Raw genomic sequence first — 22,933 nt, 5'->3', positions numbered from 1 at the left:
TAGCAGTGAAGAACTACGAGCAAAACCAGTACCTTGCCCGTAGTTCTTCACTTTTTAACCTATAGGCAACGATGGCACAACCAACAGAAGAAACCCTGATCCAGGTGCTGGAACGATTGAAGAAAGAAGGATTTACGCTGGATTTTAATCTCGAACCAGATTCCATTCATTGTTCGCAGGAAAACCTGCGACTGAAACCTGAAGCGTTTGAAATAGTAGAAACGGTGCGACTGGAAGGTATGTCCGATCCTGATGATAATGTAATCGTGTACGCAATTGAATCTCGCGACGGCGAGAGAGGAGTGTTGATCTCAGCTTATGGGGTCTATGCGGAAGAAAGCACGAGTGCCGAACTGGCGGCTAAGCTGGCCGTGAATCGCGAGTCCTGATTCACCGTTTAATGGATATTCACATTTATTAGTTTTTCTCCCTTTGAAAACGAAATTACCGAACGTCGGTACGACTATCTTCACGACGATGTCGCAACTGGCCCAGCAACACGGGGCTTTAAATTTATCACAGGGTTTTCCGAGTTTTGATGCCGCCCCGGAGTTAATCAATCGGGTCGAGGCTTACCTTCGAAAGGCAGTTAATCAGTATGCTCCAATGACGGGTGTGGCTCCGTTGCGTGAAATGCTGGCTCAGAAAACCGAACAGATTTCGGGGCTGATTTACCATCCTGAACGAGAAATTACGGTTACTTCTGGAGCAACCGAAGCTCTTTTTGCTGCTATTTCAGCGGTGGTTAGTCCGGGCGATGAGGTTATTATCTTTGAGCCAGCGTATGATAGCTACGTTCCGGCGATTGAACTGAACGGCGGTGTTCCGGTTTTTATCAGTTTGCAAGCCCCTGATTTTAAAGTTAGTTGGTCGGAAGTGTCCGAAAAAATAACGGATCGAACCCGGCTGATGATCATTAATACGCCGCATAACCCGACGGGTCAGGTTTGGCATAAGGACGATCTGAATCAATTAGCAAGCTTGATTAAAGAGCGGGAAATTTACCTTGTAGCCGATGAGGTCTATGAACACATTACCTTCGATGGAATCCCTCATGTTTCAGTAGCCCAACATCCCGACTTATTTGAGCGAACGTTCGTCTGTAGCTCCTTTGGCAAGACGTTTCACATCACGGGCTGGAAAGTGGGTTACTGTCTTGCTCCGGCAGAATTGAGCACTGAATTTCGAAAAATTCATCAATACCTGACCTTCAGTACCGTTACTCCCATTCAGTTCGCTTTAGCGGACTACTTGCAGGAACCGGAGCATTACCTTTCCGTTGCAGAATTTTATCAGCAAAAACGGGATTTTTTTCTTAAGAATCTCGAAGGTTCGGCCTTTAGCTGGAAGCCTTCGCAGGGTACGTTTTTCCAGAGCCTTTCGTATCAGGGGTTAAGTGAAGAAGGGGATGCCGAATTAGCCATTCGATTAACCAGAGAATACGGCATCGCTTCCATTCCGACCTCCGTTTTTTATCAGCAAAAAAACGATCAAAAACTGTTGCGATTCTGCTTCGCAAAGGATAACAACATGCTTCAACAAGCGGCAGAACGACTATTAAAAATTCAGTGGTAATGCCTTCAGTATCATAAACCAACTAAAAATGCCGCCGGAAGATCCAGTGGCATTTTTTTCCTTGATTGCATACACACTTACTTAATAATAGTCAAATTCTGAAAAACAGAACATGGTTTTGGTTAAGTAAAACCTTATCTCTCGTACTAACTAACGATTAACGTATAGGGCAGTTAGTAAGGCCCGGGCATTGGGAGCTAGTTCGAGGTTTTCGTCAACAAAGTCATAGACGATTTTTCGCTGACGGTTAATGACGTAAACGGCGGGAATATAGGCGTCGTCGGAAATACCGGAGACCCGTTCCCAAAGGGGGTGAAAATCAGAGTAAACCCCGAAACTGCGGGCAATCTGATTGTGGCGATCATAAGCCAGATTAAAATCCAGGTCTTCGTAATCAGCCAATTGTTGCAGCATAGGAGCAGGCTCGTTGGAAAGTACCAGTAACTCGCCACCTAATCCCTTGATGCTTTGGTTGAGCGTTTGCAGCACCCGTAAATGCTTGGGAGCATAGGCGTTCCAGCAGGGGCAATAGAAACTCAATACCAACGGTTTTTTCTGAACCAGTTCTGCCAGACTTAGCTCATGCCGACTTTGAAACTGATCTGCCAACGAGGCATTCCAGACCCCAGAGCTCGCTTTTAGCGAAAAGGAGGGAACCGTCTGACCTTCCTTGAAAGGGCTTACGCGTTCGGGTCGTTTATTAATCAGAGGCTTAATTTTTACTGTATTAATTTGCCCCGCTTCATCTTCAATTTCGTATAACATGGCAATAAGCGTTTATAGTCTGTCAGGAGGATGCGATCTGGTGGCTGTGGCGGGACTCGAACCCGCGTCGGAAGCTTTGCAGGCTTCTGCCTCACCACTCGACCACACAGCCCGTGTTGTGGTTGGATGATGCAAATATATATGAAAATATATTATCTATAGAACTAGTAGAGTAATAATTTTTTAGAAATTTATAAAGTCACTTATGAGAGTAAGATAGGTATTTAGTAATCAAATAGTTAGAGTATAAGTCTTAAAAAAAGAATACGTACGGAGAATGCAGTCATTCATTACCCTGTAACTTCAGCAAAGAAAAATAGCCTACAGATCATAAGTTTTACGATCCTACTCACCTATAAGTCATGATGAACTTTCCCGAATTTCTTAGTCCCTATCAGGCAGACCTGGAGAAATATAAGATGGAGACGGTACTGATCAATGCTACTCCAATTGCCAATGGCGAGTCCTTAAGTATTACGCAAAGCAAATTTTTAGGCCTGCCTTTTCTTCCGGTCGGTGTGGATTATCCCGAAGACAGTAAGGGAACCCCCATGATTCTACTGGCTCAGATTAATTTTTCGGAACTCCCTTCTTTACCTGAGTACCCTTCCGAGGGTATTCTGCAATTATTCGTATCACCCGACGATTGGTATGACATGGAGGAATACGCCGTTTTATACCATGAAGATTTGACGCAGGAACATCAGAAAGACTTTTCTTTTCTAACGGATGATTTTTACCTGGACAGTCCCATTTTAAGCGAGCACGCCTTGCAGTTTGAAAAAAGCGTAGAATATGGTGGTGTAGCAGACGAGCGGTTTGATTATATGTTTGGTGAACAGGACTATTGGGATTTTGAAGAATCATTAGCTGAAGAAGATGCAAAACAACTGGGCACCTTTTTTACATCGGGGGGCAGTAAAGTAGGAGGGTATGCCTATTTCACACAGCAGGATGTTAGATCTTACAGCCCGTCTAAGAAAAATGATTTGCTGTTATTACAAATTGATAGCGATGAAAAGATCATGTTTGGCGATTCAGGCGTAGCTAACGTGTTTATTAATCCAGATGATCTAAAGAAGAAGGACTTTTCAAAGGCCTACTTCTATTGGGATTGCTACTAATGATTGATACACTAAAAGGAACAGAATCAGATGGTTTTGTTCCTTTTTTTGAATGAGGTAAATGTTGCCTTCTACCGCTGCCAGCCAAACACGTCCAGCTTACTGAAGAAGTAGTTCGATCATGCCACTGCCAGCGAAAAAGCTGGCAGTGGCATGATCGGGCTATTTTTTGAGAAATAAATTTATTTGATAAACAACTAACAACTAACAACTAACAACTAACAACCGCAGCGGCGGCCGCTAACAACTAACAACCGCTAAATCAACCAGTCCAGAGTATCGCGGATTAGTTTTTGAACGACTTGCTCCGGGGCAGGAGCAAACTCGTTACTGACCCGATTCGCTACAATAGCACTCAGTGAAAGCATTTCGTGTCCGAGCATTTTTCCAAATAAATAATAAGCTGCTGTTTCCATTTCGAAGTTGGTGATTCGATTCCCATTCCAGTTGAACTGATTCAGCGTGTCGATGCTATTAAGAATTTTCGGGGCCAATCGAAGGCTGCGTCCCTGCGGGGCGTAAAAGCCGGGGCAAGTTAACGTGATCCCGGCAAAAACGTTGGGAATGAGTCGGGTAGTGAACCCATCGAGTAAAGTTTGAGAGCCATCAACGGCGTAAGGCTGTAACCTTAATTGCAGGGAATCTTTTAATTCCTGACAAAATTCGGGATACCAGCGTGATTCGTCGGTATCATAAAAATCAAGTAAGCCGTCCAGACCCACGCCTGAGCTGGATGCCACTACCGATCCCACCGGAATATCGTATTGCAAACTTCCTGAAGTACCAATGCGGATGATTTTCAGAGGATTAAGAGAAGGCAGCGGTTCGCGACGTTTAAGATCAATGTTCCGAACGGCATCTAGTTCCGTCATGACGATCTCTACATTATCCGAACCAATGCCTGAAGAAACCACGGTTAACCGCTTTTTGCCAATAGAACCAGTGTGCGTTACAAACTCGCGGTGCTGTTTTTTTATTTCAATCCGATCAAAAAATTGGGAAATCATTCCGACCCGGTCGGGGTCTCCAACGACGATTACGGTATCTGCTACATCTTCTGGCAAGAGTTTTAAGTGATAAATACTACCGTCGGGATTAAGAATTAATTCAGAAGCAGGATAGGGCATGGCTTTTACAAATCAATGAAAGTACTAAGTTTGAGAAACGATTAGGGAGGCCGCGATGGGTTCCTCCGCCTAAACTTAACAGAATTATACCAAAACCAGTGAATAGGTTCATGGGTATATCATAATCAGAAAAAACGTTGGAATACTGGATTGGAATAGATATCGGAACCACGAACACCAAAGCCGTTGCTTTTGATGATTCAGGAGTGGTAAAAAGTCAGCATAATCAGGGGTATGAAATGATTCACCCGGAACCTGATTTTAGCGAAATGGACGCTGGGGTAATCTGGGAAGCTGTAGAGAATTGTTTACAAAAGGTTATCAAGGAACTGGATGCTCCCGTTCGGACGATCACGTTTTGTGCGGCCATGCATAGCCTGATGGCGGTAGATGAGGAGGGAAATCCGCTCACTAATCTGATCATCTGGGCGGATAATCGAGCTACGGAAGAAGCAGATTCTTTAGTCCATAGTGAAACAGGTAAACAAATTTACGAAGCCTGCGGAACGCCCCTCCATCCGATGATTCCGCTTTGTAAGTTAATGTGGTGGCAAAAACACGAGCCAAACCTGATTCAAACGGCCTTCAAATTTGTTGGAATCAAAGAATACATCTGGTATAAGCTCACGGGGGAATGGGTCATTGATTATTCCCTGGCCTCGGCTACGGCGATGTTTGATATCCATAAGCTTGTGTGGAACGAACTGGCTCTGAAGACCGCTGGCATCACGGCTGATAAGCTTTCCAAACCCGTTTCTACCTATTATTCCGTTTCGGAAATCAATCATGGGGTACTGGATTTATACGAATCATCCATCGAAAAAGTAAAAGATACGCAGTGGGTAATCGGAGCTTCGGATGGTTGCCTGGCTAATCTCGGAACAGGGGCCGTAACGCCCGGTCGGGTAGCCATTACCATCGGCACCAGCGGAGCCGTGCGGGTAAGTTCGAAAAAGCCCATTCTGGACAATCAGAAACGGACGTTCTGCTATTTACTGGATGAAGAGACGTATATCATTGGGGGAGGAACCAACTCCGGTGGAGTGGTTTTTCAATGGTTACGGGATGAATTTTTCCCGGGGCAGTCGGAAGATGAACTTACCGAGAAAGCATCGGAAATTCCCGTGGGCTCACTAGATTTAGTGTTCCTGCCGTACTTACTCGGTGAGCGGGCTCCGATCTGGAATGTTCACGCCAAAGGTAGTTTTTACGGGCTGACGCTTCAGCACACTTCAGCCCATTTCATTCGGGCCGTTCTGGAAGGTATTTGCCTGCATACGTATTCCATCGTTCGGATTCTGGAAGAACGGGAAGACGTGCATGAAATCTACGCTTCGGGTGGTTTTGCCAAGAGCGAACGCTGGGTGCAGATGCTGGCCGATGTGTGCGGAAAAACGGTTTGTTTGCCCGAAAGCGTAGAAGCTGGTGCCTGGGGGGCTGCCTTGATGGGCATGAAAGCCGCCGGATTTATTCAGGACCATCAGGAAAAGCTGAAAGGTCTGAAGGTGGATCGTTCGTTCAAGCCTAATCCAGAGAACGCGGCTCAATACCAGCAAATTTTTGAGCGATTCATGAAGCTGTACGAAGCGACTAAATCATTATAGATCAAGCTTCATGTAAACCACCTCAGCCAGGGGATTGAAAACGTAAGGTTCTGTGGGCTCGAATCCCAGTGATTGGTAAAGACGAATAGCGGAGGTTAATCGTTCCAGACTATCAAGTTTCATGGTCTGATAGCCCGCTTTTGTGGCGTAATGGATGACTTCCTCGGCCAGTTTTCGGCCCAATCCGGTGCCGCGTTGACTAGGATGGACGAACAAGCGTTTCATTTCGCAAATGCCGGATTCTTTTAGGGGTTTAAGGGCCACGCAACCCACCACCTGATCGTTTTCGTCCTCGGCCAGAATGACGCATCCAGCAGGAGAACCGTATAACTCAGGTAATATCTGTAACTCGTGCTCGAAATTCTGAAACGATAAATCTATACCCAAACCCAGAGCATACTGATTAAAAATAGATCGAATTTTTTCAACGTCTTCAGGGGGAAAAGGACTGTATCGAAGGGTTACCATTTATTGTCTTGGGTTTAGAGTTTTGAGTTTTTGATTCGTTTTTGTTTTATAAATCATTATTAGATTATATACAAAAGGCCAGCCTGAAACGTTTCAGGCTGGCCTTTTTATTACCGAAGAATTGACTACTCTACAACCAGATCTTCCATAATGATCTTGTCCAGGGTGACGGGTAATTCGTGGATGCGTTTGCCCGTGGCGTGGAAAATAGCGTTGACGATGGCCGGAGCTACGCCAACAACACCAATTTCGCCCAGGCCTTTAATGCCCATCGGATTTACGACATCATCATTTTCTTCGACGAAGATCACTTCCATCTCAGCCGGAATGTCTGCATTGACGGGAATATGATATTCGGCGTAGTTATGGTTCATAAATCGGCCAAAGTTTGAATCTACCTGGCTTTCTTCTTCCAGAGCCTTACTAATGCCCCAAACCATTCCTCCCAAGATCTGGCTACGGGCTGTCTTCGGATTGAGAATTTTACCGCCAGCGATAGCACTGACCATTCGACTCACCCGAACCGTTCCGAAATCTTCATCTACCCGAACTTCTACAAAAACGGCCGAGTGTGTGTTCCGGGCATAATCCATTTGCTTGAGCATGTTGGGTAAGGCTGTCGAAGTATCCTCCAGGTAGTTTTCACCCGCCTGCTTCAGAATATCGGAGTAGGAGATACAAATCTCAGGATCCGCTTTGAGGCGAATTTTTCCATCAGCAAATTCCAGATCTTCCTGCGGGCGGTCAGCCAAAGGAGCGTAACTGGTACGGGAAAGTAGCTTAAGTAACTTTTCCCGAATATTCTCGCAGGTAATCCGAACGGCATTTCCTACGGACGCTGCCGTCGCCGAACCGCCTTCCAGGTAGGCAAGGGGCAGGGACGAATCACCTAACTTGAAAGTCACTTGCTCCATGGGCATTCCAAGCGTTTCAGCTGCAATCTGCGTCATGATGGTATAAGTGCCGGTTCCAATATCGGAAGTTCCGCTGCTTACCGTCAGCTTTCCATCTGCCGATAAAAATGCCTTCGCTCGGGAGGGAACGAACATGGCATCCCACATACCCGTGGCCATGCCCCAGCCAATCAATGTTTTACCATCCCGCATGGATCGGGGTTCCGGGGTCCGCTTCGACCAACCGAACTTCTCGGCTCCCTGCTGGAAACAGGCTTTCAATTCCTTGCTTGAATAAGGCTTGCCCTGATTGGCGTCTTCTTCGGTGTAATTTTTTAAACGTAATTCCACCGGATCCATGCGGAGTTTATAAGCCAGTTCATCCATTGCACATTCGATGGCATACACTCCCGTTGCTGCTCCGGGAGCCCGCATATCCAGGGGCGTGTACAAATCACCCGCAATGAGCTTATAGTCGTAGGAAACGTTATCGCACTTATACATCGCTCCCGACCAGTCTACAATGGTCTCTGTATAATTTTCAAAACGGGACGTTTCAGAATAGGCCGCGTGATTCAGGGCCTGTAAGGTGCCATCCTGAGACGCTCCCAGTGACAATTTCTGTAGCGTTGCCGGGCGGTGGCCGAAGGAAAACATTTGCTGGCGGGTAAGGGTAACCCGTACCGAACGCTTTAATTCTAACGCAGCCAGCGTTGCCATAAATAGTTGATATTGGGGACGTAAGCCCGAGCCAAAAGCTCCACCCACAAAAGGAGAGACGATCCGAACCCGTTTCTTCGACAAACCAAAAATTCCGGTTACGTAATTCTGGCTGTTAAATACTCCCTGGGTTTTGTCGTAAATCGTTAGATGATCGTCAGCTTCGTAAATAACCGTCGAAGCATGCATTTCCATGGGATTGTGGTGTTCCGCTCCGTGGTAATAACTGGTCTCGAACCGGACGTCAGACTTCGCAAATTCCTTCGCAAAATTGCCTCGGTTTTTAGGTTTCTTATACCCCTGTTTTCCCTTACCGGGATCGAAAGCTTTATCGAGATGATCCCGAATTTCTACCTCAACCGGGCCTTCGGTTTCGTAGTCTACCTTAACCAGTGTAGCGGCATAACGAGCCAACTCAAACGTTTCAGCCACTACCAAAGCAATGGGTTGCTGACTGAATTTAATTTCCGGCCCGTTCAGAGGACGAAAGGGAGAGCCCGGCGGCGAGTCCTGGTCTTTATAACTTTTATCAAACCAGGCCAGACCTGAGACATTGTTATGCGTAAAAACCTGAATCACTCCCTCTAAAGCCAGGGCTTCAGAAGTATCGATAGCCGTTATTTTGCCTTTAGCAATGGTGCTGGAAACAACCACGCCATACGCCAGATCTTCGGTTTGAAATTCGGCGGCATACTTGGCTTGTCCCGTTACTTTGGCCCGACCGTCTACCCGACGCGTCGCCTGGCCGATATATTTATTACTCATGAAAGATGTACGTTTTCGGTGGCTTCAGATAAGGCTCGGATGATGGCTCGTTTGGCCAACTCAATCTTGAACGTGTTATGACCATACCCCTGGGCGTTTGCCAGGATTGTTTCCGCAACCTGTTCAAAATTCTCTTCTGTCGCTTTTTTGCCTTTCAGTAACGATTCAGCTCCCTGATCTCGCCAGGGTTTATGAGCCACGCCACCGAGAGCTATACGGGCATCAGTAATGGTATCTCCGTCCAGTTCCAGAGCAGCAGCTACCGACACTAAGGCAAAGGCATAGGACTGACGATCCCGGATTTTGATATACGTAAAGTGATCTTTGAATCCTTTTTCTGGTAACTCAATTCCCGTAATTAATTCATCGGACTCCAGGGTATTGTCTTTTTCTGGATGCATTTCCGGCAAGCGATGGAAATCGTTAAAGGCAATGGTTCGATCCCCATTGCGGCCACTGACGTGAACGGTTGCGTCCAGAGCTGCCAGAGCTACGCACATATCGGAAGGATGGGTAGCGATACATTCAGAACTAGTACCAAGAATGGCATGAATCCGATTGTATCCATTGATAGCTGAACAGCCCGAACCGGGTTCGCGTTTGTTACAGGGCGTAGCCGTATCGTAGAAGTAATAACAGCGGGTGCGTTGCATGAGGTTACCTCCATTGGTAGCCATGTTCCGCAACTGAGGGGAAGCTCCGGCAAGAATGGCTTTTGCCAATAGGGGGTAACGCTCTTCAATCAGTGGATGATATGCCGTTTCTGCGTTAGTCATCATGGCTCCAAGTAGCAGGCCACCGGATTCCGTTTCTTCGATTTCATGAAAAGGCAGATGGTTCACATCAATGAGCAACTGCGAATGCATGACGTTTTCCTTCATCAAATCAATCAGATTCGTACCCCCACCAATGTAGTGAGCACGTTCCGTTTTTTCATTCAGGGCGGTATCTACGCCATAAGCTCGTGTGTAGGCAAATGGATTCATTAGGCATTCCTCCCTTCTTTATTAATCACTTCCTCAATGGCGTCCACAATGTTAGTATAAGCACCGCAGCGGCAGAGATTACCGCTCATCAATTCCCGAATTTCGCTGGCGTTGTGAGCTTTGCCTTCATTCATTAATCCTACGGCTGAACAAATTTGTCCGGGCGTGCAATAGCCGCACTGAAAGGCATCATGTTCAATAAAAGCTTCCTGAAGCGGATGAAGTTCGTTTCCCTTTGAAAGGCCTTCAATCGTCTGAATTTCATTGCCTTCCTGCATGACAGCCAGGGTAAGACAGGAGTTAATGCGTTTCCCATTCACCAGCACCGTACAGGCTCCGCACTGACCGTGGTCGCAACCTTTTTTCGTTCCGGTCATATCCAGATGTTCCCGCAGGGCATCGAGTAGAGTAGTCCAGGGAGCAATGGAAATGCGTTTTTCTGATCCATTAATTTTTAAAGTAATGGAGCTCGTTGACGAAACCCCGGTCCGGGGCTCGGTATCAATGACTAGGGACATAGCTTTAAGGTTTCGTTGGATAATGATTAATTACCTTCGGGTAAAACTATGTTCCAGTGAATTATTTTCGGAAACGCGGCAATGGATACCCCAGCACCAGAAGAATTTAGCTCAGGAAAGAGAAGAAACTAAAATTCTGAGGAATTTTCGCGGCTGATGATTCGCACGGAATTCACCAGCGAAACCAATACGACGGCAGTAAGGATAAGAATAATGAACATCATGGCCTCTATCATTTTTAATAGGGGCAAAAAAAATCATTCCTGACCATCAGGAATGATTTGTAGGAATCAGATGTAAGTTCTTGTAATTAGTTAATAATAGATGGTTCGTCAGTAAAATGCTGAACAGCAATTTATTAACTAACAATTATTTATAGAGTAACCGAGCTAGGGTAACTTGGCCGTTAATGACCAGAATTCAAAAACCAGGCTCCAGATTTTTTTGAAATCGTCGTAATTCTGGGGTTTGCCCAGGAAAGAATTGGCACCAGCGATGTAAGCCTGATTAACTAATTTCGGATCATCATTGGCGGACATCATCACAATGGGTAAATGCTTCCATTGCGGGGAGCCCTTTAGCCGGGACATTACTTCGAGACCTGTCAGGTAAGGAAGTTCATAATCGAGAAGCATCAAAGCAGGCTTTACTGGCGAATTTTCAAGAATTTCCATGGCCTTGAGTCCATCTTCAGCAAAAAGAATATTACAGCTTTGGTTACTTTTTTGATAACTCCATTCCAAAAGAAAACGGTGATCGGCGTTATCTTCTACAACCAGAAAGAGCGGTTTGGGCTTCATGATTGTTAGTTATTGGTAGTTGGGAATGATGTCCCGTAGTTAGTTTCGTATAAGAGAGCAAACATAGACATAAAAATCTAGCTTGCAATAAAAGAAGTGCTGGAGATCGGTAGTTTGGCGGTACTAGTCCAGAAATGGTACAACGAGTCCCATACCTTGGAAAGCTTATTAAAATTATCTGGTTTTATCAGATAAGAATTAGCTCCCATGTGGTAGGCCGCGTCAATAGTCTTGGAGTTGCTGGAAGTAGTCAGAATCACAATCGGCATAACCCGGTAGCGTTCAGAAACTTTCAGTTTTTGAAGTAACTCCAACCCATTCATGCCGGGCATATTGATATCGAGGAGTAATAAAGAGGGTTGAACAGCGGATTTATCCAGAATGTCCAGAGCCTGTTGACCACTTTCTGCAAAAACAAGATCACAGTTATAAGTCCCTTCGTTATAAGCCATCCCCAGTAAATCCCGATCGTCCTGATCATCATCTACTACTAAAAAAAGAGGCTTGTTATTCATAGTGAGCATAAGATTTGTGAAAAAGCATCAGGAGTCTGATTCACTGGTTTGCACTTGATTTAGCAAAAAAGCTTGAGACATCATGCACAACAACCTTACCTGAACTATGGCGGAAGCGTATAATATCGCTATAATCAGCAATACATTAAAGAAGCATAGCCAAAGGTATCGAATTGACAATGACTAAACTAATTATATATTAATTATAAATAAAATTCTAAACTATAGGAAGGGATTGATTGAAAAAAGTGAAGACAGGATCGTTTGTAATTCTTAACTACTTTTAGGCTTGAAAAGGTTCATATTCGATCTCGGATTCCTGGAAATATGCTGAGTATTAAAGAAATTTACCTACTTACACCCCAATTACTCAACCTGGTGAGTTAAAAATGAAAGTAAACAAAGTCACTGCTCATGCATAGTTGAGTATTCACACACTAAACCTATTTCTGTGTTTTTTCCAAATTGTAAAGCTATATGCTGATTAGAAATGATCCTAAAGTAATTCGGGCCTGGTGCTTTTACGACTGGGCCAACTCCGTACATGCACTCGTCATTGTAACCGCCATTTTTCCCATTTACTTTGGAGCTACTGCCGTTACCAAACATCCTGATCTGGTTAATTTCTGGGGTTTCGAATTTCAAAATTCGGTGGTCTTTTCCTACGCAGTCTCGGCTGCATTTCTCATCATTGCCCTGACAAGTCCTTTATTTTCAGCGATTGCCGACTATTCTGGTCGCAAAAAGCTTTTCATGAAGTTCTTCTGTTACCTGGGAGCCATCAACTGTGCCCTGCTTTTTTTCTTCACTAAAGAGAATTACATCAGCTCTACATTTTACTTTATTTTTTCGCTGGTGGGCTGGGCCGGAAGCATCGTCTTTTACAACTCTTTCTTACCCGAAATAGTAACCGAAGACCGCTACGATGCGGTTAGTGCCCGAGGTTTTTCGATGGGTTATGTGGGGAGTGTAATTCTGTTAATTTTCAACTTAACTATGGTCTTGAAACCAGAATGGTACGGCATCATAGACGATAGCCTGCCTCCCCGCATTGCTTTTCTTTCCGTCGGAATCTGGTGGGCTGGCTTTGCTCAGTACACGTTTGCCAATCTGCCCGAAATAGCTTCTGAGAAAAAGGCTGAAGGGAACTGGCTTTTTAATGGCTTTCGTCAGCTAAAGCATGTCATGGGCCAGCTTCAGAATATGCCCATTCTGAAACGTTTTCTGATGGCTTATTTTTGTTACAACATGGGCGTTCAGACGGTGATGTATCTAGCTACCTTGTTCGGCGACAAAGAGTTACATCTCGACTCTGGGTCACTTATTGCGGTATTACTGGTCATTCAGCTGGTTGCTATTCTGGGGGCCTGGCTGTTTGCCAAATGCTCGGCAAAACTGGGTAACTTCAAGGCCTTAATCATCGCTGTGGTCATCTGGATTGGCATTTGCCTGGGGGCTTTTTTCGTGCAGACGGGCAGTCAGTTTTACGTATTAGCTTTTATTGTAGGATTGGTGATGGGAGGTATTCAGGCCTTATCCCGATCCACTTACGCGAAGCTATTACCGGTTAATACCAACGATACGGCTTCGTTTTTCAGTTTCTACGACGTTTGTGATAAAATTTCTACGGTCATCGGCACCCTCGCCTTTGGCGTCGTTATTCAGCTAACCGGCTCTATGCGATACAGTGTGCTGGTTATCGCTGCCGTTTTTGTCGTGGGTTTAATCGTATTGATGCGAATTATTACCTTACAGAAGCAGAAAAAAGCCTTTATTTCACTTTAATGTATTACTTTTGCGACTCAAAACGCTGTTGGAACATTAGCTCAGTTGGTTTAGAGTATTACCTTGACAGGGTAGGGGTCGTGGGTTCGAATCCCTCATGTTCCACAAAAAGAAAAGTCCTCTCGGTGCAAACGGAGAGGACTTTTTCTTTGGTAACGCTCTATCAAATCCGTCCAAAAACGGATGATCAGTGTATGGTTTTTAGCTAGCTTTCGAAGGCGGTAACTGCACGGTGCGAGTCCAGAAATGGTAAACGGCATCCCAGATTTTATGTAAATCCCGAAAGCTATTAGGCTTAACAATGTAAGAATTGGCTCCCATGGAATAAGCCTGCGAAATCGTTTCAGAACGAGAGGTAGTGCTGAGCATAAGAACCGGCATCTTTCTCCAATCGGAAGAAGACTTTATTTTTTCCAGTAAATCCAGTCCACCCATTCGCGGCATATTAATATCAAGCAAAGCAATGCTTGGTAAGGTGTGTAACTGTTGTAATAATTCAATGGCCTGGTGACCATCTTCTGCAAAAACTAATTCACAATCGTAGTCCCCTTCTTCATACGCCAGCTTTAATAAATCTCGATCGTCCTCATCATCTTCAACAATTAAAAACAAGGGCTTAATGAACATGCGGTGGCTATTAAAATGTGGAAAGTAATTCTAGTGAAATACTTATACTGAATCTAGATAGAGGAGGAAACAAACCGATCGATGAATGAAGCTCCAAAGGTAACAATTTACTACTAAATAGTATAATAAAAATTGATTAATTGTTAAGTCGTTATTGATTTGTGAGGGACTAGTATAGCCTTGATAAACCGTTTTTTACACAATTGATAAAAAACTTTATAACACGTCTTCTTTCCCGAAGCCCTAATGGAATCAGGCATAATTACACAATAACCCTTCTAAGGTATTCGCACATAAGGACTTATCTAAACCAATAAAAACGGAGTCAAACGAATAGATGAAAAGGGAGTCGCTTTGGTATATAAAATCAGAATTGACGCAGAGATCAAACAGAATCGAAACTTGTTAGTTTACCATAAAAATAAGATATATACAGATTTGTCTTCAACTGTATTACGTGAGTAATGCCAGCCGAAAAAAGAACCGAGTAATAGTATGAGTAAGGATCGAACCGAATGGCTGGCCCGGCTAGCTCCCCAGGCAAACTGGGACTGGAATTTGAAGACTGATCAGTGGTGGAATAATGATGATTTTGAAGCGAATTTTGGTTCTTTACCTCTGGAAGAAGGGCAATCGCTGAAAAAATATATTCAAAACAGAATTCATCCTGAAGATGTTTTTAATGTTCGATCAGAGCTAAAAAAAGCATTTAAAAGTAACCAGGATGTCTGGTCGGAAGAGTTTCGTTTACTACTGCCGAACCAAACCTGGGCTTATGTGCGGGCCAAAGCCTATTTGGTGAGAGAAGAAGGAGGTGTGGGTCGCATGGTTGGTACGCTGGAGGATTTGACAGAGACTAAGGGTTTAAAGGAAGAGTACCAACAGTATAAAGAATACATCAGTCTGGCTCTACTTTCTGCGGGCGTTGGGATATGGAGCATGTCTCTCAAAAATCGCATGATTACCTGGGACGCTCAATGCCAAAAATTATTTCATTCGGCTGATTCTTCGTTGTTATTAGATGATTTCCTTTCCCACGTGCACCCGGAGGACCTCCCTGTACTGAAAGCGGGAATAGAGAACCCGCAAAAAGCCGGCACAGCCGATGCCGCCAGCATTGATTTTCGCTACGTATTGCCCAATCAGACGTTACACATTCGGCTGATTGGAAAGGCTTATTATAGTCCCGAGGGAATTATCGATTATTTCACGGGTGCTGTGCGGGACATTACCGAAGACAAACGAAAAGAATCCGCTCTGAAAAATGTGGAAAAGCAGTTTCAGGCGGCCTTCGACTATGCCCTGCTCGGTATCGTTATTGCAGATACAGATGGTAATTTTCTTCTGGTCAACAAAGCTTTTACTGAGCTGACCGGTTACGCCGCCGATGAATTGTATCAGGGGAATTATAAACTCATTACTTATCCCGAAGACCTTAACCATCGGCCCTGGGTTAATAGCCTGATTAAGGGGAAAGAAACCACATTTACGCAACAAAAACGATACATTCGGAAAGATGGCAAAGTGATCTGGGTTGTTTTACATACCACACTGATCCTGGGGGATGAGCCCAAAGAAAGCCGATTTTTCTCGATTATCCAGGACGTTACAGAAGAAGTATCGGCCCGAGATCAACAGAAACGTTTACTGGCTTTAGTTGAAAATAGCTCGGAATTCATGGCGATTTTTACGCTACATGGTGATCTGACCTACATTAATCAGGCGGGGCAAAAACTGGCCGGGATTGAAGCTGAAGATTTAATACTAAGCCGCAGAATTTCTGAGTTTTTTTCGACCGAGGAATATCAGTCTTTTGAAAAAACCGTTTTGCCCGCTATGGTCATAGAAGGGTACTGGGCGGGTGAAATTCAGATTCGGCACTTCAAAACGGGTGAAATTATTCCGGTTTACGCCAACGGTATTCTTATTCGGGATGAGTCTAACAATGAACCCATCGCAAGAGGGTTTATGCTGCGGGACCTGCGAAAAGAAATCCTGACCCAGCAGGCTTTAAGTGAAAGCGAAAGTCGTTTTCGAAACCTCGTCGGACAGGCTCCGGTGGCCATTGGCCTTTTAAAAGGCTGGGATATGGTCATATAAACCGCTAATGAATCCATTCTGAACCTGTGGGGGAAAGATGAGAAGATCATTGGTATGCCCCTAATGGACGCATTACCTGAGTTAAGAGGACAGGGATTTCTGGAGCTTTTACGGGACGTATATCGAACGGGTAAGCCTTTTTACGGATACGAAATCTTGACGCAGGTCATTCGTAATGGGCAAAAAGTAGCCTGTTACTTTAACTTCGTTTATGCAGCTGTACGTGATTCCGATGAACAAATCATAGGCGTAAGTATTGTAGCTACCGAAGTTACCGATCAGATTAAATCAAAGAAAGAGTTACAGTTTAGCGAAGAGCGTTTCCGTAGTTTTATTGTCAATTCGCCTACGCCTATTGCCATTTACGAAGGAACTGAAATGAGAATTCGCATGGCTAATCAGGCCGTGCTGGATACCTGGGGCCGGGATGCTTCCGTGATTGGGAAAACCTTTCGGGAAGTATTGCCAGAACTCGATTCTCAGGAATTTTACAAATTACTCGATCAGGTATATCAGACGGGAGTGCCGTATGTCGCTACGGAAGATCGGGTGGATCTGATGATTGGCGGCAAACTCCAAACCCATTATTTCAGCTTTGTGTATAAAGCACTTCGGAATTCGAACGGGGTAATTTATGGAGTTATGAATACGGCTACCGACGTTACGGCTCTGGTAAATGCCAAACAGCAGTTACAGGATGCTGAACAAAACCTCCGGTCCGCCATTGCTCTGGCCGAGTTAGGAACCTGGAGCCGCCATTTGGTGACGGATACCCTCACGTATTCGGATCGGGTTTCAGACTGGTTTGGTTTTGAAAATTCCAGCCATGGCTTTTCTGCTTTCATGTCAGCCGTACATCCAGAAGATCGTGAACGGGTTTCTGGCGTGATCAAGCAGGTCTTAACCCCTGGTATGAAAGATCATTACTCCATTGAATTTCGGGTAATTCATCTGAAAACAGGTGAAGAAAGAAGCGTTCAGGCTCAGGGGAAAGTTTCTTACGATCAGCAGGGAAAACCGTATTTGCTAAGTGGAACTGTTCGGGACGTCACCGCCGAAAAACGCACGGCAAAAGAGCTGGAACGGTTGGTGAGCATCCGAACGATGGAATTGCAGAAAGCCAACGAGTTATTGCAGGCCTCTAATCAGGAACTGGAGCAATACGCTTACGTGGCTTCCCATGATTTACAGGAGCCGTTGCGTAAAATCCGAATGTTTTCGGGGATTATTCAGGAAATGCCCCAACTGCCAGAAGCAGCCCGGACTTCGCTGGCAAAGGTTGTTAATTCTTCCGAACGAATGACCTTATTAATCAAAGATCTGCTGGAATTCTCCCGCTTGCTAAAGTCCGATCGGGTTTATACGATGACCGATCTCAATGAGGTAATTCGAAATGTGATTAGTGATTTTGAATTATCCATTCAGGAAAAAGCGGCCCGCATTCAAGTAGATCGTCTGCCTCAGATCGAAGCCGTTTCGTTACAGATGAACCAACTGTTTTATAATCTGATCAGTAATGCCCTTAAGTTTACCAGACCCGGTGAAACGCCCCAGGTAATCATTGCCTGCCGGGTAATGTCTGCGGAAGAGGTAAAACAGCAAGGCTTGATTTTTAAAGAGGAGCGGTATTATGATGTGACGGTTAGTGACAATGGGATTGGCTTTCAGGCTCAATACAAAGAACAGATTTTTGAAGTATTCAAACGACTTCACACCCGCGAGACGTACCCGGGAACGGGTGTAGGGCTGGCCTTGTGTAAAAAAATCGCCATTAATCACGGCGGGGTGTTATGGGCAGAATCTGAGGAGGGCAAGGGATCGGTGTTTCATATCATACTTCCTGAAAAACAGATTATTAAGTCAGACCATGTGCCTTATGAGCTTCATTAAAAAGGCTCTTTTCAGGATAAAAAAAGGCTGGTGGCATTGATTTTTCTACTATAGTCTATATCATACAAAAACCGTATAGCTATGGAAAATTCAGAAAATATTCAAAATGATCAGAAACCACATCAGCAAAATCCATCCCTGTCGGATGACTCAGCAACGTATGATCGTTCTCAACCCGTAGAAGTAGAAAATGAGGGGGAACGTCCGAAGAAAGAACCGCTGGGCGGATTGGAAGTAATTCCACATGATCCCAACGTTTCTTATACGTCCAGCGATGAAGAAGCTGATATTATTCGGGAAGAAAAAGCGAAGAATCATCAATAAAAACGAGAGCCCTACTGATCATCAGTAGGGCTCTTTTGTTAACTAGGGCGTAACCACGGACCGTTCCTGCATTTGTAGCATCTTGGGTGGTACTACTTTCTGAATTTCATCGGAGAGAGCCGCTACGATCTTTTCTTTCAGGTAATTGCGATTGGTAACCAGCCCAATTTCCCGTACCGGAGCCGGCGTTTTGAAATAACGAATCAGTTCTACCTGATCTTCATCAAAATCCTGCGTGGCTAATTCGGGTAAGATCGTGAGTCCGCCCGAGGTATTAACCATTTTTTTCAGCGTCTCCAAACTACCCGCTTTATACTCAAACTGATGCAATTGAGCCGCTTGCCGGGTTAACTGACACAGATTCTCAATTTGCGAACGTAAGCAATGGCCCTCTTCGAGTAACCATAACTCGTTCGGGTCCAGCTCTTCGGGCAGGGCGTATTTCTTCTTGAATAAGGCATTCGCAGGAGAAACGTACACGAGTAACTCTTCGTAGAAAAGAGGATACTCCTTCAGTAAATCATCCTGTGAAGGCGTCGCCATCAGGCCAATGTCTAATTGCCCATTCTTCAGTTTTTCGATGATACTTTCAGTGGTCTGTTCCGTAATTTTCAGACGTATATCTTTATAAGTATCCAGAAAATTTTTCAGAAATAAAGGAACCAGATAGGGAGCCACCGTTGGAATAACACCCAAACGGATCTCGCCCGAAAGCTCATTCTTCCGTTCATCCACAATGGCCTTCAGTTTCTCGCAGGACTGTAAAACCTGTCGGGCCTGCTGAACGATTAGTAAGCCAATCTCCGTAGGCTGAGTAGGCTGCTTTTTCCGATCTAATAATTGTACCTCGAGTTCGTCTTCCAGCTTCTGAATTTGCATACTCAAGGAAGGCTGCGTAACGGAGCAGGCTTCGGCGGCTTTTCCGAAATGACCGTAGTCCGTAATGGCCACTAAATATTCAAGCTGAGTGATGGTCATTAGAAAAACTTATTCTTTCTTAAGAATAATTGATTTGTTCGATGAAGCAAAGTTGGCTTGTTTTGCAACGCAAACCAAATAAAACATTTCTAAGAGCGATGGTAATCAGTTCCTAGAAATGAAAACAAAAATAGTATTATTTTTATAGTTATTTGGTTTTAAAGGTTATTGAATTTCAATTAAAAATAAAATCTTCTTCCCATGGCAAATGGTATGCTGGGCTTAGGTGCCCAATTCCCTGAATTCAAAAAAACGTCTGTAGTTTCCCTTGAAAAAGGTAATGAATTCTACGACATCACGAACGAAGATCATAAAAACGCTGGCAAATGGATGGTAATGTTCTGGTGGCCAAAAGATTTCACATTCGTATGTCCAACGGAAATTGCTGCATTTAACCAAAAATTTGCTGATTTCTCTGACCGTGATGCCATCCTGATCGGTGCTTCTACGGATAGTGAATTCGTTCACGCAGCTTGGCGTCGTAACCACGATGACCTTCGTGACCTGAAATTCCCAATGCTGGCGGATACTTCAAAATCTTTAGCTGAAGAGCTGGGTATCTTAACGGCTGATGAGAAAGTAGCTTACCGTGTTACGTATATCGTCGATCCTCAAGGTATCGTTCGTTGGGTAGCTGCCAACGACCTGAGCGTAGGCCGTAATGTTGACGAAGTTCTTCGTGTATTAGATGCTCTTCAGACGGACGAACTTTGCCCTTGCAACTGGGTAAAAGGTGAAGAAACCCTGAATGCATAAGTGAGATATTCATTCTCCCATTGATACCATAACCCTGATGAGGAATCGTCAGGGTTATTTTCTAAACAGGTCGCCAAAGGCGTTACTACCTGAGTTGTATTTCATTTATTTATCCTTCCCAAAACATATCCTCTCATGTTTGGCATTGCTTCAGAAACCAAAAAAAATCTGCTCTCCGAAATCAAACTTCCCGAAACATTCGAAAGTTTCTGGATTGACCGTTTAAATGCAACTGATCACCGTTACCTGAAAGATCTTCGCATTAACGTTCAGAACGTTCTGAAATCGCAGAATATCAATAAAAAAGAAGCTTACCTGATGGCTTTAGGTGTAGCGATTAACGAGAAAAGTGTTCCAGCAGTCCTTGAGGCGATTGAATCATCCGCGAAAGCCGAAGGTGCCGAAGAGAAAGAAATTCAGGAAGTAGCCGCCTGCGTTTCTCTGATGAACGCGAATAACGTGTTCTACCGCTTCCGTCACTTCATGGATTCGGAGACGTATAACAATATGCCCGCTGGGATCAAGATGAGCATCATGATGAATCCAGTGTTAGGCAAAGAATATTTTGAGCTATTAAGCCTGGCGATTTCCGCCATTAATGGTTGCGAAATGTGCGTTACTTCACACGAAGCCAGCGTTCGTCAGCATGGTGCGTCTCAGGCTCGTGTATTTGACGCGATTCGTCTGGCCGCCATTTTCAAAAGCTTCCTGACTTTATTATAAGCTATTAAGGTTATTTATTCAGAAAAGCCGGACTTGCGTAAAGTCCGGCTTTTTTTTGGTTGGTAAGCGAAGTTCTTGTAAGAGACGGTCTAAAAATAAGAATTTAATAAAAATTGCTTCCCCGGATTTCATTAGGGTCTATTCAGCCGGGGTCTATCCAGCCTGGGTCCATCCAGACCTGGGCTACTCCTATTAAATCCCGTTAGGGTTATTGATTAACATTGTTAAAATAAGTTTACGACAAATAACCCCGGAGGGGTTCAATGCGAATAGCCCCGGATGAAATCCGGGGACAATATGCAGAATGCATCATTACTTGATCATCAGCATCTGTCATTCAGAGCGAAGCGAAGAATCTTATAACCTTTATCAAGTTTGTTGGGCCATTTGGTAACTTAACTAAGCCCGTCCCCTTCCACAGAAGGTCTTTCCCTGCGTTCGAGAGGTCAGAGGGAGGGTTGCTATTCACCCGCAGTCGCTCGGCTCTAGCCGAGCGACTGCGGGTGAATCTGTGAGGTAGTAAACGGAGTTAAACCCTAAATTTTGGGTTTGAAAGGGTAGAGACGCGAGGAAGTCGCGTCTGGCTTCCCCGCTATGGCAGGTGTCTCACCAGTCATGGGTACGCAAACTGTGTTTGGTCAGACACCAACCACGGAGTAGGAAAGAATACAGAGGTAACAAAAAACCGCCTCTTACCCAGACGCGATAAAGTCGCGTCTCTACTTGGGAATCTGTGAGGTAGGCGGCTTTATCAAGGATTTTGGTTTAAACCATAGAGATGAGCTACGGCCAACGGGTGCAAGATTCCCTCTCGTTCCTAAAATAAGGCAGGTTCCCACCTGCCGTTATCCCAAGCAAAGCATCTCATTACAATTCGCATGAGGCTATTCGATTCTGAATTTTAGACCGCTTTTAACTATTTGATAATGTATTGTTCGGTTATAAACCTTTGAATGCTAATATTTTAACTGACAACGAAAACCTAACAACTACTTAATACCTTCCCTTCAAAGCATATACATTAGCCATCGTTCGTTTAAAGGAATACGTGTAGCGAAGGGCCAGTCCGAAACTCCAGCCCGTTCCGTTACCGGTTAGCTTTGACGTTTGGGTCTGAACATTATTTTCTGAATACGTCAGGTCGGTGTAAATCGAAGGTCGAAATCCCCAGAGTTTTCTTCCGTAAAAGCCCATCTCCAGTCGATTAGACAACCGAACATTGTATTCTACCCCTAATTCCAGCAGAGGAGTAATCTGCATGGCGGTATGGGTTTGACTCAGTAACGATATGGTATCGGTGTGGAATCGTGAAAAGCGATACCCTTCCATAATGAATCCATCGACGTACTTCCCGGAATTGGGCACGAGCCAGGCTCCACCCGTCAGCCAGAAGCCAGCTTTTTCTTTCGGTTGAGTCGTTGAGAATAGTTTGGCTTTCAGGCGAATAATTGCCGCATGGGATTCGTTTTTAAAGGTAAAATCGTAAGGTTGCGGAGCAATCACCAGCGTGAGTTGATTATGGATGGGAGCCCGGGCATAACCCGCTTCCACATTCCAGCGGTCCCGATAGGAATACCCCACCAAGGCCGACCAACTGGCTTTGGTTACCGAAGGCTGTGACGTAATTAAGCCACCCAGCGAACTAGTGAGTACACCTTGATCCGAACGAAGAAATCCTTCCAGCCCCAGATACCAGCGGTGACGCATAGGGTTTTGGACGGGATGAATCCGACGGTGGGGTAATTCATAATAAGTCGGGATTTCCTGAGCCCTGGCGGCGAGGGAGCTCAATAGGAATAAAAGAAAGAAAAACCTGCGTAGCATAGACAAAGAGGGGCTTTGACTAAGTTTACGCAGGTTTTCACAGAAACGTTACGAAATCCGTAACAA

General features: G+C 44.7%; 21 protein-coding genes and 2 tRNA genes. 11 read left to right on the top strand and 12 right to left on the bottom strand.

Annotated features, from left to right (window positions below; genetic code table 11):
• Positions 1 to 71 precede the first annotated feature (71 nt).
• On the top strand, positions 72 to 389 hold the full coding sequence (locus QE357_RS12025) for a phosphoribosylpyrophosphate synthetase (RefSeq protein ID WP_106638284.1): 318 nt from the start codon (positions 72 to 74) through the stop codon (positions 387 to 389).
• Between the two features lie 43 nt (positions 390 to 432).
• A complete protein-coding gene (locus QE357_RS12020; protein WP_309707694.1) occupies positions 433 to 1,575 on the top strand; it encodes a methionine aminotransferase in 1,143 nt (380 codons plus the stop codon).
• A 150-nt stretch (positions 1,576 to 1,725) separates the two neighbouring features.
• Here QE357_RS12020 and QE357_RS12015 read toward each other — a convergent pair whose 3' ends face one another.
• Complete coding sequence (locus QE357_RS12015) at positions 1,726 to 2,340, bottom strand: redoxin domain-containing protein (protein WP_106638286.1); 615 nt, start codon at positions 2,338 to 2,340, stop codon at positions 1,726 to 1,728.
• A 38-nt stretch (positions 2,341 to 2,378) separates the two neighbouring features.
• Positions 2,379 to 2,452 (bottom strand) — tRNA-Cys (locus QE357_RS12010).
• A gap of 250 nt (positions 2,453 to 2,702) precedes the next feature.
• On the opposite strand from QE357_RS12010, the gene QE357_RS12005 reads away from it, so the two are divergent.
• Positions 2,703 to 3,464, top strand: coding sequence for a YwqG family protein (locus QE357_RS12005; protein ID WP_106638287.1), 762 nt, complete (start codon positions 2,703 to 2,705; stop codon positions 3,462 to 3,464).
• Positions 3,465 to 3,721: 257 nt separating this feature from the next.
• Here the strand turns inward: QE357_RS12005 and QE357_RS12000 are convergent, their stop codons facing one another.
• A complete protein-coding gene (locus tag QE357_RS12000; RefSeq protein WP_106638288.1) occupies positions 3,722 to 4,591 on the bottom strand; it encodes a nucleoside phosphorylase in 870 nt (289 codons plus the stop codon).
• Between the two features lie 137 nt (positions 4,592 to 4,728).
• Between QE357_RS12000 and QE357_RS11995 the strand changes: the two genes are divergently transcribed.
• On the top strand, positions 4,729 to 6,195 hold the full coding sequence (locus QE357_RS11995) for a gluconokinase (RefSeq protein WP_309707688.1): 1,467 nt from the start codon (positions 4,729 to 4,731) through the stop codon (positions 6,193 to 6,195).
• Here the strand turns inward: QE357_RS11995 and QE357_RS11990 are convergent.
• The 6 genes from QE357_RS11990 to QE357_RS11965 all read right to left on the bottom strand — a co-directional run bounded on the left by QE357_RS11990 (position 6,190) and on the right by QE357_RS11965 (position 11,860).
• Positions 6,190 to 6,663 (bottom strand): GNAT family N-acetyltransferase, encoded by a 474-nt coding sequence (locus QE357_RS11990; protein WP_309707686.1) that lies wholly within the window; start codon positions 6,661 to 6,663, stop codon positions 6,190 to 6,192. The genes QE357_RS11995 and QE357_RS11990 overlap by 6 nt on opposite strands.
• Positions 6,664 to 6,788: 125 nt before the next feature.
• Positions 6,789 to 9,041 (bottom strand): xanthine dehydrogenase family protein molybdopterin-binding subunit, encoded by a 2,253-nt coding sequence (locus tag QE357_RS11985; RefSeq protein WP_106638291.1) that lies wholly within the window; start codon positions 9,039 to 9,041, stop codon positions 6,789 to 6,791.
• The gene (locus QE357_RS11980; protein ID WP_106638292.1) at positions 9,038 to 10,027 is read right to left on the bottom strand and encodes a xanthine dehydrogenase family protein subunit M; all 990 of its coding nucleotides are present in this window, start codon (positions 10,025 to 10,027) and stop codon (positions 9,038 to 9,040) included. The genes QE357_RS11985 and QE357_RS11980 overlap by 4 nt, the downstream gene beginning before the upstream one ends.
• The gene (locus tag QE357_RS11975) at positions 10,027 to 10,545 is read right to left on the bottom strand and encodes a (2Fe-2S)-binding protein (RefSeq protein ID WP_106638293.1); all 519 of its coding nucleotides are present in this window, start codon (positions 10,543 to 10,545) and stop codon (positions 10,027 to 10,029) included. Before QE357_RS11975 ends, QE357_RS11980 begins: the two co-directional genes overlap by 1 nt.
• Before the next feature lie 389 nt (positions 10,546 to 10,934).
• Positions 10,935 to 11,345 carry a response regulator gene (locus QE357_RS11970; RefSeq protein WP_106638294.1) on the bottom strand — a complete coding sequence of 137 codons (411 nt, stop codon included), beginning with the start codon at positions 11,343 to 11,345 and terminating at the stop codon, positions 10,935 to 10,937.
• A 77-nt stretch (positions 11,346 to 11,422) separates the two neighbouring features.
• Entirely contained in the window at positions 11,423 to 11,860 is a 438-nt protein-coding gene (locus QE357_RS11965) for a response regulator (protein ID WP_157830462.1), read from the bottom strand.
• Between the two features lie 477 nt (positions 11,861 to 12,337).
• Here QE357_RS11965 and QE357_RS11960 point away from each other — a divergent pair, with 477 nt between their 5' ends.
• Positions 12,338 to 13,645 (top strand): MFS transporter, encoded by a 1,308-nt coding sequence (locus tag QE357_RS11960; RefSeq protein WP_309707680.1) that lies wholly within the window; start codon positions 12,338 to 12,340, stop codon positions 13,643 to 13,645.
• A gap of 30 nt (positions 13,646 to 13,675) precedes the next feature.
• Positions 13,676 to 13,750, top strand: a tRNA-Val gene (locus QE357_RS11955).
• A 96-nt stretch (positions 13,751 to 13,846) separates the two neighbouring features.
• Here QE357_RS11955 and QE357_RS11950 read toward each other — a convergent pair.
• On the bottom strand, positions 13,847 to 14,272 hold the full coding sequence (locus QE357_RS11950) for a response regulator (RefSeq protein ID WP_106638296.1): 426 nt from the start codon (positions 14,270 to 14,272) through the stop codon (positions 13,847 to 13,849).
• A 495-nt stretch (positions 14,273 to 14,767) separates the two neighbouring features.
• On the opposite strand from QE357_RS11950, the gene QE357_RS11945 reads away from it, so the two are divergent.
• The 3 genes from QE357_RS11945 to QE357_RS11935 all read left to right on the top strand — a co-directional run bounded on the left by QE357_RS11945 (position 14,768) and on the right by QE357_RS11935 (position 18,586).
• Positions 14,768 to 16,372 carry a PAS domain S-box protein gene (locus QE357_RS11945; protein ID WP_309707678.1) on the top strand — a complete coding sequence of 535 codons (1,605 nt, stop codon included), beginning with the start codon at positions 14,768 to 14,770 and terminating at the stop codon, positions 16,370 to 16,372.
• Between the two features lie 15 nt (positions 16,373 to 16,387).
• Complete coding sequence (locus tag QE357_RS11940; protein WP_309711372.1) at positions 16,388 to 18,262, top strand: ATP-binding protein; 1,875 nt, start codon at positions 16,388 to 16,390, stop codon at positions 18,260 to 18,262.
• 81 nt (positions 18,263 to 18,343) lie between these two features.
• Positions 18,344 to 18,586 carry a hypothetical protein gene (locus QE357_RS11935; protein ID WP_106638298.1) on the top strand — a complete coding sequence of 81 codons (243 nt, stop codon included), beginning with the start codon at positions 18,344 to 18,346 and terminating at the stop codon, positions 18,584 to 18,586.
• Between the two features lie 42 nt (positions 18,587 to 18,628).
• Here the strand turns inward: QE357_RS11935 and QE357_RS11930 are convergent, their stop codons facing one another.
• A complete protein-coding gene (locus tag QE357_RS11930) occupies positions 18,629 to 19,564 on the bottom strand; it encodes a LysR substrate-binding domain-containing protein (protein ID WP_309707675.1) in 936 nt (311 codons plus the stop codon).
• A gap of 213 nt (positions 19,565 to 19,777) precedes the next feature.
• Between QE357_RS11930 and QE357_RS11925 the strand changes: the two genes are divergently transcribed.
• Both QE357_RS11925 and QE357_RS11920 read left to right on the top strand, forming a co-directional pair.
• The gene (locus tag QE357_RS11925) at positions 19,778 to 20,320 is read left to right on the top strand and encodes a peroxiredoxin (protein ID WP_409050266.1); all 543 of its coding nucleotides are present in this window, start codon (positions 19,778 to 19,780) and stop codon (positions 20,318 to 20,320) included.
• Between the two features lie 135 nt (positions 20,321 to 20,455).
• The gene (locus QE357_RS11920; protein ID WP_309707673.1) at positions 20,456 to 21,043 is read left to right on the top strand and encodes a carboxymuconolactone decarboxylase family protein; all 588 of its coding nucleotides are present in this window, start codon (positions 20,456 to 20,458) and stop codon (positions 21,041 to 21,043) included.
• Positions 21,044 to 22,036: 993 nt separating this feature from the next.
• Here QE357_RS11920 and QE357_RS11915 read toward each other — a convergent pair.
• The gene (locus QE357_RS11915; protein ID WP_309707672.1) at positions 22,037 to 22,867 is read right to left on the bottom strand and encodes a hypothetical protein; all 831 of its coding nucleotides are present in this window, start codon (positions 22,865 to 22,867) and stop codon (positions 22,037 to 22,039) included.
• Between the last annotated feature and the right edge of the window lie 66 nt (positions 22,868 to 22,933).

Source organism: Siphonobacter sp. SORGH_AS_0500 (assembly GCF_031453245.1).
Classification (GTDB): Bacteria; Bacteroidota; Bacteroidia; order Cytophagales; family Spirosomataceae; genus Siphonobacter.
This window is presented reverse-complemented; position numbering and strand designations above follow the sequence as displayed.